The following is a 17,340-nucleotide window of genomic DNA, read 5'->3' as shown; positions in this document are numbered from 1 at the left end:
CGTATCCGCCCACAGCGCTTGGTTGCCTTGGGGGGTTAGTGACCGGGGCCGCCGGTTTCGGTTGCGGTGACCTTGAAGCTCGCATCGAGCTTGACAGTGGCGTGGGTACCGTCCGACTTGGTGATGTGGGCTTCGTAGGCGGCGCTGCCGTCGTCTTCGGTGGTCATGTTCTCCACCGTGGCGCCGGAGTTGGCGGCCAGTACGGCGGCCTTCACTTTGGCTGCGGTGTCACCCGTGAGGTCGGTTTCGCTTCCGTGGTTGCCGTGGCCGCCCTTCCCGCCGCCCGGGCCGCCGGTTTCGGTTGCGGTGACCTTGAAGCTCGCATCGAGCTTGACGGTGGCGTGGGTGCCGTCCGACTTGGTGATGTGGGCTTCGTAGGCGGCGCTGCCGTCGTCTTCGGTAGTCATGTTCTCCACCGTGGCGCCGGAGTTGGCGGCAAGTACAGCGGCCTTCACCTTTGTTGCGGTGTCACCGGTGAGGTCGGTTTCGTTCCCATGGTTGCCGCCGTTCGTGGCGGGGGCGGATGGGCTGGCGGTCGAGGTGTCAGTAGTTGCGGCGTTAGCGGGCAGGGCCATGGCGGTGAGGGCTCCGCCGCCTGCGACGGCGCCAATCAAGGCGGCGCCTACGGCGATTTTCCGGACTTTGTTCACGATGTTGCTCCTTAGAGGTTCAACTCCGAGGGGTTCGAAGCTGTATCCCATCCTCGAACCCCACGCTTTGGCCCCTGTATACCTATGCTGTGCCTGGACTGTGACATTTTTGTCCGGCTCACAGCATCCGGAAGCGTGGCACCATGCGTACGCCTAGAGGTTGGTCATCCGTTCCGCGGCGTCGTTGTAGCGCCCGCCCTGCACCTGGATCCTGGAGGCGGCGTCCTCGATTTCGCCCAGTTCCGCGGCTGACAATTCGACGGCGGCGGCACCGATGTTTTCCTCCAAGCGGTGCAGCTTGCGCGTTCCGGGGATCGGGACGATCCAGGGCTTCTGTGCCAGGAGCCAGGCCAAGGCGATCTGACCGGGCGTGGCACCCTTGCGTTGTGCGATGTTCGCGAGCAACTCGACGACGGCGGCATTGTGCTGGAGCGCATCCGGCGCGAACCGGGGGATGGTGCTGCGGATGTCGTTGCCGGCGTCGAAACTGGTGTCCGCGGTAATGGTTCCCGTCAGGAAGCCCTTGCCGAGCGGGCTGTAGGGCACAAAGCCGATGCCCAGTTCCTCGCACGCGGCCAGCACTTCTTCCTCGGGGCGGCGCCACCAGAGGGAGTATTCGCTTTGGACGGCGCTCAGGGGCTGGACGGCATGCGCCCGGCGGATGGTTCCGGCGGACGCTTCGGACATGCCGAAGTGCTTCACCTTGCCGGCCTCGATTAGTTCCTTGACCGCACCTGCCACGTCTTCGATAGGAACGTCGGGATCCACCCGGTGCTGGTAGTAGAGGTCGATTGCGTCGACGCCCAGCCGGCGCAAAGAGCCGTCCACGACCTCCTTGATCACCTCCGGGCGGCTGCTCACGCGCCCGCTCGGCTTGCGTTCTGCGGGATCGATGTCCCACCCGAACTTGGTGGCGATCACCACTTGGCCCTTGTACGGAGCGAGCGCTTCGCCCACGAGCTCCTCGTTGGCGTACGGGCCATAGATTTCGGCAGTGTCGAAGAATGTCACGCCCCGGTCCACGGCGGCACGGATCAGCGAGATCATTTCCTGCCGGTCCGGCTTGTCGCTGTATCCACCTGTCATGCTCATGCAGCCCAGTCCGACGGCGGAGACCTCCAAGCCGTGGGTGCCCAGTGTGCGCTTTTCCATCGTTCGTCCTCCTGTGTCGTGAAACAAGATCCAGCCTTGCCGTCAACACTAGGGACGCGTCGGTACTGTCAGGGAGTCCCTGTCAGTACCTCTCTCAGCGCGGAGCTCCCGACGGCGGCGGTCCGCCGCCGTCGGGGGCCCAAGTGAGCCGCCGCCGTCGGGGGCTGCTTGTCAGCAGGCCGGCCGGTTCCGGACGTCGCTCGAGACATGCTGCTTGAGCAGCGAGCCACCGGCTTCTGCCTTCAATTCCCGGTTTTCAACCATGACCTGCCCGCGCAGGACCGTCATGCTCGGCCACGCCGCCACCTCGTAGCCGTCCCACGGGGTGTAGTCGGCTTCGTGCAGGTCCTCGGCATGGATGGCTTTCTTCACTGTGGTGTCCAGGACCGCCAGATCGGCGTCGCTGCCCACCGCGATCACGCCCTTCTGCGGGTACAGGCCGAGGATCTTCGCCGCGTTGGCCGAGGTGATGTCAACAAAGCGGGTCAGGTCAAGACCGCGTTTGGCCACCCCTTCGGTGTACGCGACGGCCATGCGCATTTCGACGCCGGCATGACCGCCCGTGGCGTCAAGAATGGTCTTGCCGCGGGTCTTCACCTCAAGGTCGGTGCACACGCCGTCGGTTGCTAGGGTGCTGAGTGAGCCTTCGAGCAACGATTCCCACATGGAGTCGCGGTCCGTTTCCGACTTCAAGGACGGGTAGGTGTGATAAATCGCGCCGTTCTTCTGTTTGTAGTCTTCCGCCGTGAAGTACGCGTAGTGCGGGAGGATCTCGCCGTACACCGCTTGGCCGCGCCCGCGTGCCTCGCGGATGGCGTCCACGCCTTCGCGGGCGCTGACGTGCATGAGGTAGATGGGCGCACCAACGTGCTCCGCGAGGGTGATGACCCGCTGGAAGGACAACTTTTCCGAGAGGTTGTTGTGGGCGTGGTGCATGTTCTCCAGCCCGATCCTGCCTTCGCGCTGCAATTGCTTGTAGGCGTACATGACAATGTCGTCGTCCTCGGCGTGCACCGCGAGCATTGCCCCGGCCTGGGCTGTTTGTTGCATGAGCCCCCACATGTTGCCGAGGTCTGTCTTCTGCTTGGGGCGCGTCGGGGTGGTGTTGGTCATCCAGACCTTGTAGCTGCCATGGCCGGCCGCGACGGCGTCGGGAATCTGCTCGAGTACCTCGAATGGAATCTCCGGTTCCTTGAACGTGCCGTGCAAGGCGTAGTCGGTGTAGCTTGACCCGGCCCACTCGGCCGATTTGCGGGCAAAGGACTCCGAGAGCTCATCGCCGGGTTGCCAATGCGCGAAGTCCACCAGCGTGGTGGTGCCGCCATAGATGGCGCCCTCGCTCACCCGGTCGGGGCCAAAACACTTGATTCCGCTTTCGGCCGCCGTCGGAAGGACGGAATTGGTGTGGACATGCGGGTCTACGCCGCCGGGGACAACCAATTGGCCGCGGAGATCGACCGTACGTGTCGCTTCCTCCGTGTGTCCGAGGCCGGTCTCGCGGAGGGACACAATCTTGCCTCCCGCGATGCCGATGTCCAGGGTTTTGGCGCCAGACGGGGTAACGACCAAGCCGTTGGTGAGAACGAGATCAAGCATCAGGGGGTCGCGCCTTTCAGTGTTGGTGACGGTTCAGTGTTGGTGAGGTTCAAGGGAAAACGGTGCGGAGGTGAAGTAGCGGGCGGCAAGGGAGACTTTGACCGAGGCACGGGCGTTGACGAGCTGGGACACGGAAACGTCTGCGGCCGCGCTCATCAGCATCGCTGTCTTCTCGCGGGTCCACTTCCGGTCCGCCTGCAGGAGTTCGAGCATGTCGTCGAGCGCCAGCCGCGCGGCGTCGTCGAGCGTCTCGCCGTCGCCGATCGTGATGACGGAACCCCCGGACAAGACCACCGGCCGTTTGACGGTGACCCCGGGCAAGACGTGGCAGGAGAGGACAACGCTGCCCTCGACCTCGACGGCGGTAAGGGAGCACTCGCCGTCGCCCTGTACCGCATGAAGGTCGCCGGCGTAGAGCAAGGCGTTCGCGCTCTGCACGGGCAGGATCACGGCGGAACCGGCGGTGACGTCCTTGCAGTCCATATTGCCGCCGTGCATTCCGACGGTGCTGGAGTTGGGATTCCCATCGGCCGGTGCCACACCGATTTTCCCGATCATGGGCCGGATGGGAATCCGGATGTCGTCGTCGAACCGGACGCTCCCGTCCGCAATCTCTACCACCCGGCCGGACCGCCCCAGTCCGCCGGTGAAACCGCCGCGCCCGGGAAGTGTCACCATGGCGCCCCGGTCCGCTATCCGGATCTCGTGGACGTCAATACGGAGCGTGTCCCCGGGATTGGCGCCGCGCACTGCCACCGGCCCGGTCACGGGGATCGACAACTTCTCGTACTCCCCGGTACTTTCGAACAGGCCGCCTGTCAGTAGGCTCCGGGCGCCGAGGGAGAACTGCTCGCCCTGGCTTACTTCGATCACGGGGGTGGCGTCGCGGTCAAAGGATCCCGACGCCGATTCATGGCTTGCGTGGAGCATGTTCAGCATGCTGCCCCTTTCGTTTGAGTCGGCGGGGTGAAGCTATGCGGTGGGGTAGACGGGCTGTGCCCACTGTTGATCGGCGGCGACCCTTCCGACGACGGCCTGCCGGTACGCGTGCTGCAGCTGGCGGGTGAGTTCACCCGCAGTACCGTCGCCGATGGGCGTGCGGTCCACGGAAGAAACGTGGTTGATTTCGGCGGCGCTGCCGCACACGAAGATTTCGTCGGCCGAGTAGAGTTCCGTGCGGTCGATCGGGCGGATGTCGACCTCGACGCCGAGGACGTTGCGTGCCAGATGCAGGACGCTGTCCCGGGTGATCCCCTCCAGGATGCTGTCCGTTGCCGGGGGAGTGCACAACCGGCCCTGGCGGACCATGAACACGTTGTAGCCGGCACCTTCGGCAACATGGCCGTCCTCGGTCAGCAGAAGGGCTGCGTCGTAACCGTTGCGCCGGGCCTCCAGCATGGCAAGGCGCCCGTTTTGGTAGTTGGCGATCGATTTGACGCGGGGCGGCATGGAGCGGTCGGACAAGCGGGCCCAACTGCTGATCTGCACGTCCAGTCCGCTGGCACCGAAATAGTTGCCCATGGGGATGGCCGCCATAAATACGGAGACAGGGCCGGTGTCCTCCGGCTTGCCGTCGCTCGAGTCGACGAATACTTGTGCGCGCATGTGGAGGTTCCCGCGTAGCTCGTTCGCCCGCACCAGGCCGAGCAATTGTTCACTCAAGACGCCGATGTCGCGCGGTCCGTCGATTTCCACCACCCGCATCGAGTCAATCAAGCGGCGCATGTGATCGGCCACCCGGAAGGCGTAGAGCTGCTGGTCCTCATCGCTCCAGTAGGCGCGGAACCCTTCGAAGACGCCGACGCCGTACTTCAACGTGGTGCTCAGGACATGGAGCTTGGCATCCGCGTACTCCACCAGTTCACCGTCACGGAGCAGGTAGCGAACGCTGGGCTCGAATGCGGGCTCTTTGGTGTCGGTCACAGTTGCCGATTTACTCAGATTGGTCATTGTTGTCTCCAAATCGTGTTCGGAAAACAGATCAGGGCTCGGCTTCACACCAAGGTTGACATCCGTCTTCATCTTACTGTTGGTGTTGTCACCATAATGAAGACGCTTGATGGTCCTGTCAACAGTGACCATTGACACACAATCATAGACTTCAATAAAGTGATGAAACTTCGATATGCAAATTCTCGGCAGGATGTCGAGTGGCTGGAGCCCCTCATGCGCCAGTCAAAAGAAGGCTTTCACCTACACCCGTCAACCGGATCGAGTGCCAATTGAGTGAAACTACGACAGCCGAGTCCCGGACTCCAGTGAGGTCCCTGGGCGGACGTGCGTCGGGCTGGGCCAAGCAAGGCAGGGCCTGGGCGTACAAGCGATCAGGGGCGGTCCTCGCCGTCGTCGCCGCCGCCTTCATTGTGGGACTCCCGCTCGCGGCGATTTTTCTCCACCTTCCCCAAAACCCCCTCCAGCCGGACGTGGAATCCATGGCCCTGGCCCCCAACTCCGTTCATTGGTTCGGCACGGACGGCAACGGCATGGACGTGTTCTCCCGGACGATTGAATCGGCGAGGCTCGACCTTCCCATATCCCTCGCGGCGACGGCCATTGCCCTTGTCATCGGCGTTCCCTTGGGCCTCTTCGCTACTACCGGCATGGCGGGCGAGGCGATCATGCGCGTAGTCGACGCCTTCGCCGCCCTCCCCATCATCGTGATAGCCGTGGTGTCCATCCAGCTCATGGGCGGCGGAGCCACCGATGTCATCCTCGCCATCGCCCTGGTTGCGGCTCCGCGCTTTGTCCGTTTATCCCGTGCGGCGGCGATTTCGCTCCGCTCGTCACGGTACGTTGAGGCAGCAGTGGCCATCGGATGCTCGCCCATCCGCGTGGCCTTCAACCACATCTTCAGGAACGCCTACGGCGTGATCCTCGTGCAGGCCACGCTGACCACGGCCGGCGCCCTGAGCACGATTGCCGCCTTGAACTTCCTCGGCGTCGGGGTCAAACCGCCCCAGCCAAGCTGGGGCGCGATGATCGACGACGGCGTGAGCATGCTCATCCGCGGCCAGTGGTGGGCCGTGGCTTTTCCGGCGCTCGCCCTCCTCCTGGTCATCGGTTCTCTCAACATCATCGCCGGTGCCATTGAGGACAAGATGGAACGAGTGGAGCACACCCGATGAACAAGACCCTCCAAGTCCGGGAACTCGAAACCGAGTTCCACACTCCCCGGGGTGTGGTCCGGGCGCTGCATGGCGTCTCCTTTGAGGTGCAGGACAACGAGATTGTCGGGATCGTCGGTGAATCCGGCTCGGGCAAATCGACCGTGGTCCGCTCCATCACGAAGCTGTTGATGCCGCCGGGCAAGGTGTCTGCCGGCAACGTCAACTTCGCCGGACGCAGCCTCCTGGACCTGCCCGAGCGGGAAATGCGCCAAATCAGGGGCAAGGAGATCGGATTCATCGCCCAGAATCCGTTCAGCGCCTTGAATCCGGTGACCCGCATCGAAAAGCAGTTCGCCAATATCGCCAAGGCGCACGGAGTGAAGGTTGATGCCTCCGAGCGCAGCCGTGCACTACAGCTCTTGGAGTCGACGGGAGTCCGCGATCCGGGACGCGTGATGCGCGGTTACGCGCACGAACTCAGCGGCGGCATGGCCCAGCGCGTCGTCATCGCCATGGCGCTTTACCTCAACCCGCAGCTGGTGATCGCCGATGAGCCGACGACGGCGCTGGACCTCACCGTCCAGCGCCAGGTCCTGGACACCCTTCGCCGGCTGACGGTCGAGAGCGGCCGTTCGATGCTGATCGTGACCCATGACCTCGGGGTGGTGGCCTCCTACTGCAACCGCGTCCTTGTCATGTATCGCGGAAATATCGTGGAACAAGGACTCGTTGAGGACGTTTTTGTCCGTCCGCGGCATCCTTACACGATCTCCCTGCTCAACTCGGTGGTGCGTCCCGAAGATGAGACGCAATTCGTTCCAGGGGACGCCGAAGCTCCGGATACCGCGGAGCCGGAAGCGCCTAACCCCTCCACGGTCCAATTGTCCGAAGCCCGGAGGTCTTGAGAATGCCGCTCCTTGAACTCGTGGATGTCACGAAGATCTTCCGTACTCCCCATGGGGAAGCACGCGCCGTGGATGGAATCACCCTGTCCGTGGAAGCCGGCGAGACGCTCGGCGTCATCGGCGAAAGCGGTTCTGGCAAGTCGACCCTGGGCCGCTTGATCCTGAGGCTCGCCGAGCCGGATTCCGGATCCGTCGTTATCGAGGGGCAGGACGTGTTGGCCCTTGGCCGTGGCGAACTCCGCCGGAAGCGGCGCCATTGGCAGATCGTCTTCCAGGAACCCTTCGCGTCATTGAACCCGCGCCTGACGATCCGGCAGATCGTCGAGGAGCCGCTCATCGTCGCCCGGATGGGCGACCGTGCCGAGCGGCGGCTGCGGGTCCTGGCGACATTGGAAGAGGTGGGCCTCTCGGCCGATTTCATGGACCGGCGCCCGGCGAACCTCAGCGGGGGACAGCAGCAGCGCGTGGGCATCGCACGCGCCCTGGTCACGAATCCCAGCCTGGTGGTCCTGGATGAGCCAACGTCCTCGTTGGACCTGACTATCCGCGCCTCTATCCTGCGCACCCTCGCGCGCCTCAGGGCTTCGCGCGGCCTCACGTACGTCTTCATTTCCCACGACATCGAAACGGTCCGGCACTTCTGTTCCACGGTGGCTGTCATGCACCGCGGAAAAATCGTCGAAACTGGTCCCACCCGAGATGTCTTGATGGCTCCGCAGCACCCTTATACCCAATCGCTGATTTCCGCTGCGTTGCCGGTAGTTCCCTATTCCGCCGTCGTTGGCTCTACGAATTCCCGGGGGCAGATTTCATGATCCGCTACATCATTTCAAGGCTCCTTGTTGCTGCCTTATTGCTGTGTGGCCTCATCACCCTCAGCTTTGGCCTCGTGTCCCTTCTTCCCGGCGACCCCGCGGTGGCCCTTCTGGGTGAATACGCAACCCCGGCAGACGTCGCCCGTATCCACGCGGAACTTGGCCTGGACCTGCCTTTCTGGGAACGCTACCTCGGGTACATGTCCAGGACCCTGAGCGGGGACCTTGGCCATTCCCTCTTCACGGGCAGTTCGGTGTCCAGCGAAATCCTGACCCGGCTCCCGAATACCTTGATCTATATGGTGCCGGGGCTCGCCTTGGCCCTCATCATCGGCATGGCGAGTGGAACGTTCGCGGCTTATCGCTACCGGCGTTTTGCCGATAAAGCCTTCACGTTCTGGATATCCATCCTCATGGCCATGCCGGAATTCGTGCTGGCCCTCGTGTTGCTGTTCGTCTTCTATCAACAACTGCGCATCGCGCCCGCACCGATCGGCATGCTCTCCAGTGCGCAGATCACTCCGCCGCGCGTCACGGGATCAATTCCCCTCGACGCCATAGTTGCCGGCCAATGGGGTACGTTTTCGTCAATCCTCGGCCGCGCTGTCCTTCCTATCGTGACGATGGGTTTGTTCTTTGCTGCCCCGTTTGGAAAGACGGTGCGCTCGGGACTCTTGCAGGTGCTCCAATCACCACAAATCGAGTTCGCGAGGGCCTGCGGACTGCGTCCCACCCAGGTCTTCCGATATGCCCTCAGTGACATCCGCGGGTCACTCATGACCTACTTGGTACTTCTCTTTGCCGCGTCCCTCAGCGGAGCGGCCATTGTGGAAAGTGTCTTTTCCTGGCCAGGAGTGGGTGGTTGGTCGCTCGACGGCGTACTCAAAGGCGATGTGCCCGTCATTCAAGGTTTTGTCCTCGTCATGGGAACCACAAGCTTGCTCGGCTACGTCGTTCTCGACGCCTTGATCACCCTTCTGGACCCCCGTACGCGCAGCAAAGCCGTGGCAGGACGCCGTCAGAAGCGCCTGCGCGCAACGCCGGCAACCATCTCCTAAGAAGCCCTCAGCCGCCCCCGAGAAGTCTTGACAGACGTCTCCCGACTTCAATAGATTGAAGACATGTTCACTAAAGTTCATGAAGATAAAGTTATTGCCCTCGGTGGAACCATTCCGCTCGATGGCCGCGTGAGCTGGGTACCGGCCGGGGCAACCGGCTTCCAGCCGTCGAATTGCTATCTCCTCAGCGAAGGGTCCGGCCGACTGTTGGTCGACACCGGGCTCGCAGTCCACAGCCAGGAAATCCTCGATGACCTGGTTGAACTGCTCGACGACGACGGCCGGCTCTCCATGTTCTTCACGCGGAGCGAGATGGACTGCGTTTCGAACCTGGAACCCATTGCCGGGAAGTTCGACATCGAACGCCTCTTCACCGGCGGCGCCATCAACCCCTTCGATGCCTTCGATGACCTCAGCCGGCTTGCGCTCCGAGGACGCCGGCAGCAGATCGACCAGAAGGGAGAGGGCGGAGATTCCATGGCCCGCACCCCAGAGATCGAGGTGGCGCCGGGCCGTCACTTGACCATCGAGTCGCCGCTCCTGCGGCTCCTCCCGACCTTCTGGGGCTGGGACGCGAATACCGGAACCATCTTCACCTCCGACACCTTCACCCACGGCACCATGACGAGCCCGGACGGTTCCCGCATCATCGACTCGATCGCCCAGGACACCACCACGGCCAAGCAGGTCGCCGAGCACCTCTACGCGAAATACGAGTGGATCCCGCGGGCCACGTGCGAGCCGCTCCGGGAATGGCTCTCGGACAAGTTCGAGACCCTGGCCCCAGAGACCATCGCCCCTTCCCGCGGTTGCGTGATCCGCGGGCGCGAGCTCGTCCGCCGGCACCTTGATTTCATGCTCGCCGCGCTGACACCGGAAAAGGCATAGGAGAATCCCGATGGAAGAACTAGTAGAAACCATGAGCCGCGACCTTCCGCGCGAGGTAGCCGACGGCGTCACCTGGATGAGTTCGTGCCTGCCGTTCCACCTCCAGGACCGCGTTATCCACGGGCACACCTCCACGTACCTGGTACAAGGGACCGAGTCGTCAATCCTCATTGATACGGGCAACCCCTCCAGCTGGAACATCATTTCGGAAACCCTTGACGGTTTGCTCGGGGACAAACCGCTGAGCTACGTCTTCCCGACGCATCCGGAGCTTCCGCACACGGGAAACCTTCCGCGCCTCGTGGAGAAGTACCCCGATATCAAGGTTGTCGGCGACATCCGGGACTACCACCTCTTCTACCCGCAGATCGTGCCCAACCTGCACGCCCGGGTTCCCGGGGACAAAGTGGATCTCGGCGGCGGGTATGAATTCGTGATCGTCGAGGCCATGATCAGGGACCTGCCAAATACCCAATGGGGCTTCGTACCGAAGTCGGGCGTTCTTTTCACGGCCGACGGTTTTTGCTACATGCACCGCCCGGAACTCGATGATGAGGATCCGGTGCACCTCCCCGGCGAATGTGGCCTGACAACAGATGAACTCTCGGCACCCATCGCGGTCGAGAACGCAGCCTTCTTTACCGGCAGCGCGTTGTACTGGGCCAGATTCGCCAACGACGCCGACCAGGTTTATGACCGGGTCGGCAAGCTGATGGATGACCTTGGGGTCAAGATCGTAGCGCCCACCCACGGCAACGTGATCACCAATATTCCGGAGGTGGCGCCCATCATCCGGGCCGGCCACAAGCACGCCTACCGTTACTAATCCACTGCCCCCATCAGCAGCGCACTACTCGTAACACGTCCTTTCCCTCTGTACAGAAATTGGAACCAGGCTTATGAAGAATTCGCGTTTATTGCTCGGCTGGGTCGCAGCAGCGGCAGCTGTGTCGCTCACCGGATGCGGGGGAGCCACTCCCACCGCGGCGGTGGCCAAGCCGGAGTCGGTCGTCATTGCGGTCGGCGCCCTCCCGGACAGCCTCACCCCCGCCCCGTGGGGCGGCAGTGCATCACACGTTGTGCTCAGCGGACTCGGTTCCCAGTTGCTGGAGTACAAGACCGGCGCAACTGATGACCAATCATGCTCGACGCCGTCTACCGCGGTGACCGGCCGGCTCGCCGAAAGTGCGGTTGCCGCCCCGGACGGCAAGGGGGTCATCGTCAAGCTGCGGAAGCTGACGAGCCAGTTTGGAAACACCCTCTCGGCCGAGGACGTGAAATGGAGCCTCGCGATCGGGATGGTGCGGCAGCCCGTCATGAAGGGGACGCTCAAGAGCAGCGGATTCAATGTGGACAACCTCGTCACGGTGATCGATGACCGCACTGTTGAACTCAACACCCTCGGCATGACGTCATACACGCTCGAGTCACTGCAGAACAATCTCTTCTACATCCACGACAGCAAGGAAGCGAAACTTCACGTCACGCCGGATGACCCCACGGCCAACAAGTGGCTCTCGAAGAACCTTGCCGATTACAGCGGGTGGAAGCTTGAGGAGTTTACTCCCGGGACGTCCCTGACGGTGACCGCGGACCCGAACTGGGGAGGCGATCGAGGCTCGGTAAAGCGGGTTGTGGTCAAGGCCGTTCCCGACACCGCGACCCGGACCCAATTGGTGAAGACCGGCGAGGCCCAGATTGCCAACGGCTTCGAATATGACCAATACAGCTCCATGACCGGTGTCAGTGGGGTAAGTGTCCTCAAGTGCACCAGCCAGACACGCGACACCATGATGTTCAACACGAAGACCGGTCCGCTGGCAGACGAGAAGGTTCGCCAGGCAGTCTCCATGGCGATCGACCGGGCCGCCCTGGCCAAGGGTGCCTACGCCGGCCTCGCGGACCCGGCGGGCTCGATCTTTCCCGCGGTGAAGGATTCGCCCACCTACAAATATGACCCCGACGGGGCCAAGAAGCTGCTGGCACAGACCCAGTACGCGAACGGATTCCCCCTGACACTCAGCTACAGCGTGAGCCGCCCGGGTCCCGTCGCGAAGAGTTCAGCCGTCCTCATCCAATCCATGCTGGCAAAGGTGGGCATCACGGTGCAGCTGTTGAACGTTGCGAGCCCGACCGACTTCTCCTCGGCGCTCATCGACGGACGCTTCCAGGCCGTCCTGTACTCCGAGCCGATCGTCATCGCAGACCCCGCGTTCTACACCTACGCGTTCTACTCCACGGGAGCTCCGAGCAACAGCACCGGATGGTCCAATCCTGAATTCGATGCCGCCCGGACCCAGCTGGCCGCCACCCCGAGCACGAACACGGACCAGCGGGCGGCCCTGCTCAAGAAGATGGCCGGATTGGTGGACCAGGGCGCCCCGATCCTCTCCCTGGTGGAGGTCCGGAACCTGATCGTCAAGCAAGACACCTTGACAGGTGCGGTACCGCTCACCAACGACCAGGTCTATTTCGCCGGTCTGGGCAAGTAGCAAATCCCAAGAAGCACATGGTTCTGGCCGGCGGGGCGACCGCCGGCCAGGACTCACCCGACCCCAGATCCGCTGTGACCCCGGATCCGCTTGAAGGAAGAAACCATGATTGAAATCTGTGGCAAACCCGTCCGCGACACCCTCGAGGAACTGCTCGATCCCGCCACTACTGCACTGGTTGTCATCGACATGCAGGTGGGAGCTGTTTCGCACGGTGGCGCAATTGGGGATTCCGGGCATGACATGAGCATGATGCCGTCCGTCGTCGAAAAATGCGGGCGGGCCATCACCGCGGCCCGTGCCAATGGGGTGCCGGTTTTCCACATTCGTGTCGAGAACCTTCCCGACGGCGCAAGCTCGCCGGCGGCCTGGCTGCGTGCCCTCTATACCGCTGCGAACGGCCGCCCCATTGACCTCGGCAAGCTCAGTGCCAAAGGCGACCCCGCGACGGAATTCTGCGAACCCTGCATGCCCGAAGACGGGGAAGTCGTGATCACCAAGCGACGTCCCAGCGCTTTCATCGCCACCGAACTCGCCTTGCTGCTGCGCAGCCAGGGGATTGAGTCGGTGGCGCTCGTGGGCGTTTCCACCGGTGGCTGCGTCGAAGCGACCCTGCGCGACGCCGTGCACAACGACTTCTATGCCGTGCTGCTCGAGGATGCGGTGGGAGCCTACGACACGGTGGTGCACGACGCCGCGTTGACCGTCATGCGGGCCCGGCACGACGTCTGCACCCTCGACGAAGCTATTGCTGTCTGGGAGACAGCCAGCGCCTCCTGAACCATCCGGATCCAAGGGAAGGAGTGAAAATGGGCGGTTTGCTGAGCGGCCGGATCTACCGGCTCGGCGGGGACATCGAACTGGATGAGCGCGTGAGCTGGTGCCCGCCTGGCGTACAGCGTGCGCAAGCGGTGAACTGCTACTTGATCAAGGGGCCGTCCGGTTCAGTGCTGGTGGACACCGGGATTCGCCTTCACCAGGAAGGCATCATCGAACAGCTCGACCGGCTGCTGTCACCCGGAGAGCCACTATCCATTGTCCTCACCAGGACAGAAATGGAATGCTGCCTCAACATCCCGGCCATCGAGGAACACTTTGCGGTTGGCGCGGTCTGGTACACGGGCGGAATCACCGTGCCCCGTTCGAAGGCCGAATCCAAGCGGATTGCCGTGGATCCGGGGACGTCGATGCGCGTAGAAGTGCAGGACGGCGTCGTCGTCGAACTCGTGTCGCCGCTCCTCCGGCTCCTGCCGACCCTCTGGGTGTTCGATCCGGAATCGGGCGCGCTGCTGACCTCGGATGCGTTCACGCACGGCGGGAGTGCCAAGCCGGAGACCCGCGAGGGGCTCCGGAAATTCCGCTGGTTCACAGGGGCAGATACCGGGCCGATCGCCAGGAACGTTGCCGACATCTTCCGGGACCGCGATGTCCGCGCCGTCGGGCCCGGCTACGGGACACCCTTTGTGGGCAGGGACCTGTGCCTTGAGCAGGCACAGCAGCTGGCGCGGGCAATCGAGGAAGTCGGGATCCAGAGAGTGAGAGTCCAGTGAAGCACGATGCAGTCGAACTCCGATGGCTTGCCGACGGAACCTATTGGCTGGGTGGCTGCCTGTCGGCCAACGCCCAGGGGCAGGAAGTCCACTATCACGTCTCCTCCTACCTGGTGGTGGGCTCCAAAGCGACGCTCTTGGTGGACACGGGGGATCCGGCTCACCGCGCCCTCCTTCTCGCCCAGCTTGAATTGGTTCTCGGTGAACGTCCCCTGGATTATGTGTTCCCGACCCATCCCGAGATCCCGCACGCCGGCAACCTGCCTGCCCTGCTGGACAAGTATCCCGGGGCGCTCGTAGTGGGGGATGTCCGTGACTACCACCTGCATTTCCCCGAATACCGCTCCAGGTTCCGGACACAGGCGGCCGGAAGCCGGATCGATCTTGGCAATCGGGAGTTCCGCTTCCTTCCGGCCTTCATCCGGGACCTGGAGAACACTCTCTGGGGCCACGACGACGGCGCCCGGATGATGTTCGTTTCGGACGGCTTCTCCTTTATCCACGATGTCCCCGCAGCGCGCGGAGACGGGGAAGCAGAGGACGACGACGAACCGGTCCACCTTCCCGGCCAATGCCGCCTGTTGTCGGGCGAGATGCCGGAACCTCCCACCGTGGACCAAGCGGCGTATGGCACCGGGAGGGCTCTCTACTGGACGAAGTTCGTGGATGTCAGTGATGCCTTCGAGGCGATCGAAGCGGTACTGGACACGCTTCCCACGAAACTGATCGGCCCGGCCCACGGCAACGTGATCGACGACGTCGACGGAATGCTCAGGACGTCATTGGCCGCGCACAGGAGGGTCTATGCGGAAGGCCGCTGATTGCATAGTGAAGTTCAGTTCAATATAATGAATTCTAGAATTCGACGCTTCGATTGATAGCGACGAACGGCAAGGAGTGAGTCAATGCGAGACCTCATTGGATACGGGGAAAACCCCCCGGTCGTGACGTGGCCGAATGGTGCCAAGGTGGCCATCTCCATGGTCATCAACTACGAGGAAGGCGCGGAGAGCTCCATAGAAGCCGGTGATGAAAGCGATGAAGACGTCACGATTTTCGGTGGATGGTCTTCGGATCCGCGGCGGCGGAGCTTGATGAAGGAATCCTTCTTCGAGTACGGCAGCAGGGTAGGCATCTGGCGCTTTCTGGCTTTGCTCCGGGACTACAACGTGCCCGCGACATTCATGGCGTGCGGTGTAGCCCTGGAACGAAACCCGGAGGCCGCCCAGGCGATCGTGCGCGATGGACACGAGATTTGCGCGCACGGCTACAAATGGCGGGGGACCGTTGGAATGACTCCGGCCGAGGAACTGGCCGAAATCCGGGCCTGCGTCGCGGCGATCGAGGGAGTCTCGGGTGTCCGGCCGGTGGGTTGGTACGTCCGCGAAGGAATCACGGAGAACACCCGTGCGATCCTCAAGGACGAGGGCTTCCTCTATGACTCCAATTCCTACGCGGATGACCTGCCGTATTTTGTCTCCGCCGGGGAATCCCGCCACCTTGTGGTCCCTTACTCAGGCGACACGAACGACGCGAGGTTTTGGGGTCCCGGAAGCCTCGGGACAGCGGATGACTTCTTCAATGTACTGAAGGACAGCCTCGACTGCCTTCTGATCGAAGGGGAAACCGTGCCCAGGATGATGTCCGTGGGAGTGCACTTGCGCATCGGGGGGCGGCCCAGCGTGGCCTTGGGCGTCAGGCGCTTCCTGGAGTATGCCCGTGCCCGGAACGACGTTTGGTTCGCCACTAGGGAGGAAATTGCCCGGTGGTGGATCGCCAACCCGCCTGCCGCCGGTCAGCTCCAACCAGCGTACGAAGGCCGCGCGTGACGACGTCGATGCCGGGAGGACGGACTCCAATGGCCACGGATATTTCGCGCTTGGTCCACAACGTGGACGAGCAAGGCTTCACGGCGTTGGAGAAGACGGGATTGCGCGGACAAAGGGACCAGGGGCTCGTCTCTACGCTCATCTCGCGTGACCTGAGCGGCTCCGACGACCTCTGCGTCAGTTGGGGCAGGATCCTCCCCGGGCAACATCACCTGTGCCATCACCACCCCGATGCCTCCGAGTTCTACGTGGTCATCTCGGGCGAGCCCCTCGTCCATCTGGGCGACACCGAGTACCGGGCCAAGCCTGGCGATGGCATCTACATTCCCCGCGGCACCACCCATGGCATAACCAACGACGGCGACGAAGACGTCAACCTTGTTGTCGGCGTCAGCAAGCCCGCCGACTGGCAGTTCGTGGCGGACGAGTGATGGCGGCGTCGCTGGTCCGGCAGGTCGGACTCATCACGGCCGAGCCGACGCCCACGCTGTTGTCCGTGGTTGCCTACCGAAACCTGGATTTCGTGGTCCTCGACGCAGAGCAGACAACATTGACCTTGCAGCAATGCGCGGATGCGGTCCAGCGACTGTCGGGCGCCAACACCCGGGTGGCCGTCCGTGTCCCCGACCTCGACGACATGACCTTGGTGGCGTTCGCGAACACGGGCGTGGACGAGATTGTGCTCCCCAGGGTGCGGCATCCGAAGGAACTTGAAAGGGCCTATCGGGCGACGAGGTTCAGCCCTCATGGGTTCCGGCCGAAACAGGCTTCGTTCGCCTCGGCGTTTGGTGCGGACTATTCGCTGGAGCCCCGGCTGACGGTCCTTTTTGAGACGGTGGAAGCCGTCGACGCCGTCGAAGACTTCGTCGCGTTGGAGTGTTTCGACGGCGGCTGGGTTGGCCCCACGGACCTGGCCGGCGAACTGATGAAACAGGGGAGGCCCGGGGCGGTCGCTCTTGAGGAGTCTGTCCAGCGCGTCGTCGACGTCCTCGGCGCCGCCGGCCAAAGCGTGGGCCTTCCTGCCGCGGACATTGCCAGTGCCGGCGATGTCCACGCCCGGGGCGCCGATCGCGCCGCGGTGTACTGGGAGCGTGAGCTCGCCTCGATGATCGCGCAGCTGGCTGATGCCGTCGCTCCGGAGACCCGGGTGACGAGGTGTGACTCCCTGTGAAAATGAACCGCGTGGTTCTTCTGCAGCGATGCCGATGCTGGCATGCTGTGACGATGAAGAAGGGCTCGACGCCGGAGGATCCAGCCAGGATCCTTCGTTTAGTTGACGAGTCTTCGATATACTGATG

Annotated in this window: 18 protein-coding genes; 13 read left to right on the top strand and 5 right to left on the bottom strand. The window is 63.1% G+C overall.

What is annotated here, in order from left to right:
• Positions 1 to 35 precede the first annotated feature (35 nt).
• The 5 genes from AC1DJB_RS06285 to AC1DJB_RS06265 all read right to left on the bottom strand — a co-directional run bounded on the left by AC1DJB_RS06285 (position 36) and on the right by AC1DJB_RS06265 (position 5,348).
• Positions 36 to 650 carry a PepSY domain-containing protein gene (locus AC1DJB_RS06285; protein WP_306963856.1) on the bottom strand — a complete coding sequence of 205 codons (615 nt, stop codon included), beginning with the start codon at positions 648 to 650 and terminating at the stop codon, positions 36 to 38.
• A 153-nt stretch (positions 651 to 803) separates the two neighbouring features.
• The gene (locus tag AC1DJB_RS06280; RefSeq protein ID WP_284989428.1) at positions 804 to 1,802 is read right to left on the bottom strand and encodes an aldo/keto reductase; all 999 of its coding nucleotides are present in this window, start codon (positions 1,800 to 1,802) and stop codon (positions 804 to 806) included.
• Between the two features lie 171 nt (positions 1,803 to 1,973).
• The gene (locus AC1DJB_RS06275) at positions 1,974 to 3,398 is read right to left on the bottom strand and encodes a dihydroorotase (protein WP_306963853.1); all 1,425 of its coding nucleotides are present in this window, start codon (positions 3,396 to 3,398) and stop codon (positions 1,974 to 1,976) included.
• A 33-nt stretch (positions 3,399 to 3,431) separates the two neighbouring features.
• Positions 3,432 to 4,337, bottom strand: coding sequence for an acetamidase/formamidase family protein (locus AC1DJB_RS06270; RefSeq protein ID WP_306963851.1), 906 nt, complete (start codon positions 4,335 to 4,337; stop codon positions 3,432 to 3,434).
• Between the two features lie 33 nt (positions 4,338 to 4,370).
• Positions 4,371 to 5,348: a branched-chain amino acid transaminase gene (locus AC1DJB_RS06265; RefSeq protein WP_307052695.1), complete on the bottom strand. Its 978-nt coding sequence runs from the start codon at positions 5,346 to 5,348 to the stop codon at positions 4,371 to 4,373.
• A gap of 272 nt (positions 5,349 to 5,620) precedes the next feature.
• Between AC1DJB_RS06265 and AC1DJB_RS06260 the strand changes: the two genes are divergently transcribed.
• The 13 genes from AC1DJB_RS06260 to AC1DJB_RS06200 all read left to right on the top strand — a co-directional run bounded on the left by AC1DJB_RS06260 (position 5,621) and on the right by AC1DJB_RS06200 (position 17,213).
• Positions 5,621 to 6,523 carry an ABC transporter permease gene (locus AC1DJB_RS06260; RefSeq protein WP_441432695.1) on the top strand — a complete coding sequence of 301 codons (903 nt, stop codon included), beginning with the start codon at positions 5,621 to 5,623 and terminating at the stop codon, positions 6,521 to 6,523.
• Positions 6,520 to 7,410 (top strand): ABC transporter ATP-binding protein, encoded by an 891-nt coding sequence (locus AC1DJB_RS06255; protein ID WP_441432696.1) that lies wholly within the window; start codon positions 6,520 to 6,522, stop codon positions 7,408 to 7,410. The genes AC1DJB_RS06260 and AC1DJB_RS06255 overlap by 4 nt, the downstream gene beginning before the upstream one ends.
• Before the next feature lie 2 nt (positions 7,411 to 7,412).
• On the top strand, positions 7,413 to 8,225 hold the full coding sequence (locus AC1DJB_RS06250) for an ATP-binding cassette domain-containing protein (RefSeq protein WP_284989435.1): 813 nt from the start codon (positions 7,413 to 7,415) through the stop codon (positions 8,223 to 8,225).
• Positions 8,222 to 9,283, top strand: coding sequence for an ABC transporter permease (locus AC1DJB_RS06245; protein WP_476910030.1), 1,062 nt, complete (start codon positions 8,222 to 8,224; stop codon positions 9,281 to 9,283). The genes AC1DJB_RS06250 and AC1DJB_RS06245 overlap by 4 nt, the downstream gene beginning before the upstream one ends.
• A 63-nt stretch (positions 9,284 to 9,346) precedes the next feature.
• Complete coding sequence (locus tag AC1DJB_RS06240; RefSeq protein ID WP_059388287.1) at positions 9,347 to 10,171, top strand: MBL fold metallo-hydrolase; 825 nt, start codon at positions 9,347 to 9,349, stop codon at positions 10,169 to 10,171.
• A gap of 10 nt (positions 10,172 to 10,181) precedes the next feature.
• The gene (locus tag AC1DJB_RS06235) at positions 10,182 to 10,997 is read left to right on the top strand and encodes an MBL fold metallo-hydrolase (RefSeq protein WP_332601791.1); all 816 of its coding nucleotides are present in this window, start codon (positions 10,182 to 10,184) and stop codon (positions 10,995 to 10,997) included.
• 73 nt (positions 10,998 to 11,070) lie between these two features.
• Positions 11,071 to 12,663: an ABC transporter substrate-binding protein gene (locus AC1DJB_RS06230; protein ID WP_441437437.1), complete on the top strand. Its 1,593-nt coding sequence runs from the start codon at positions 11,071 to 11,073 to the stop codon at positions 12,661 to 12,663.
• Positions 12,664 to 12,768: 105 nt separating this feature from the next.
• Positions 12,769 to 13,443 (top strand): cysteine hydrolase family protein, encoded by a 675-nt coding sequence (locus AC1DJB_RS06225; RefSeq protein WP_307052700.1) that lies wholly within the window; start codon positions 12,769 to 12,771, stop codon positions 13,441 to 13,443.
• Between the two features lie 29 nt (positions 13,444 to 13,472).
• Positions 13,473 to 14,213 carry an MBL fold metallo-hydrolase gene (locus AC1DJB_RS06220; RefSeq protein WP_307052701.1) on the top strand — a complete coding sequence of 247 codons (741 nt, stop codon included), beginning with the start codon at positions 13,473 to 13,475 and terminating at the stop codon, positions 14,211 to 14,213.
• Positions 14,210 to 15,034, top strand: coding sequence for an MBL fold metallo-hydrolase (locus AC1DJB_RS06215; RefSeq protein WP_059388282.1), 825 nt, complete (start codon positions 14,210 to 14,212; stop codon positions 15,032 to 15,034). The genes AC1DJB_RS06220 and AC1DJB_RS06215 overlap by 4 nt, the downstream gene beginning before the upstream one ends.
• Positions 15,035 to 15,118: 84 nt before the next feature.
• The gene (locus tag AC1DJB_RS06210; protein ID WP_441437436.1) at positions 15,119 to 16,042 is read left to right on the top strand and encodes a polysaccharide deacetylase family protein; all 924 of its coding nucleotides are present in this window, start codon (positions 15,119 to 15,121) and stop codon (positions 16,040 to 16,042) included.
• 29 nt (positions 16,043 to 16,071) lie between these two features.
• Positions 16,072 to 16,473 carry a cupin domain-containing protein gene (locus AC1DJB_RS06205; protein ID WP_441432704.1) on the top strand — a complete coding sequence of 134 codons (402 nt, stop codon included), beginning with the start codon at positions 16,072 to 16,074 and terminating at the stop codon, positions 16,471 to 16,473.
• A complete protein-coding gene (locus AC1DJB_RS06200) occupies positions 16,473 to 17,213 on the top strand; it encodes an aldolase/citrate lyase family protein (protein ID WP_284989444.1) in 741 nt (246 codons plus the stop codon). The genes AC1DJB_RS06205 and AC1DJB_RS06200 overlap by 1 nt, the downstream gene beginning before the upstream one ends.
• The last annotated feature ends 127 nt before the right edge of the window (positions 17,214 to 17,340 follow it).

This window comes from Arthrobacter sp. 01T428 (genome assembly GCF_056398685.1).
The sequence above is the reverse complement of the archived record's forward strand: the minus strand, read 5'-3'. Positions and strand labels throughout refer to the sequence as shown.